2 pseudogenes are annotated in these 720 nt (G+C 41.9%); both read right to left on the bottom strand.

What is annotated here, in order from left to right:
• Nucleotides 1-240 (bottom strand): annotated as a pseudogene (locus CG67_RS18040) (attachment protein); the annotation flags it as partial.
• A 6-nt stretch (nucleotides 241-246) separates the two neighbouring features.
• A pseudogene (locus CG67_RS18260) lies at nucleotides 247-720 on the bottom strand (attachment protein); the annotation flags it as partial.

Genomic DNA, 720 nt, shown 5'->3' on the forward strand with positions numbered 1-720 from the left:
GAATACATACCAAAATGTAAGACAATACATAACCCAAGAAAGCATTGATTTTATATCGCCTAATTTATCGCAACCTATCTCAATTTGATAAACAGAACCAGAAAACATAACAAAATTACTACAGCCATGACCAGTAGGAATAGACGGCCTTAGAGCGCCTTCATTTAAAAATGATTCCCAAGCACCGCCATGAGAATCTTTATCAATATTTAATTGAGTTTTAGCTTGAGCAGTTGCCAAATCAAACTATGAATCACCATCACCATAATGACCAGTATTTTGCTCAGGGTCAGCAAATTTACAAGCACCGCGAACTAGATTATTTAAATTATCACAAAGAGAAGTAATATTATTTTGAGTCTGCTCATCAGCTGATCGCTTGTCATCTGTAGAAGTATCATCTTCGGTAAGTTTATCCTTGATGCCCTCTGACAAATCAGGGGTTTCCGTTTTAACGCCCTTAGCAACAGCAGAAGCTACTTGATCCTCAGTTAGTGACTTACCGGACGTGCCACCGGAAGAACCTCCAGAGGAGCCACCCGTATCAGAACCGCCAGAAGAGCCACCAGTATCAGAACCACCAGTATCACCGCCACCAGTCTCAGAACCACCAGTATCACCACCAATATCGTCAGTTGGTTGTGATTGACTCTCACCAGACTCAGGAACGTAACCTGTAGGCTTCCAAGTCGCAGCACAGACCGTTTTAGCGTTATTACA

This window comes from Tatumella sp. UCD-D_suzukii, assembly GCF_000611875.2.
In the GTDB taxonomy this organism is placed as follows: domain Bacteria; phylum Pseudomonadota; class Gammaproteobacteria; order Enterobacterales; family Enterobacteriaceae; genus Tatumella; species Tatumella ptyseos.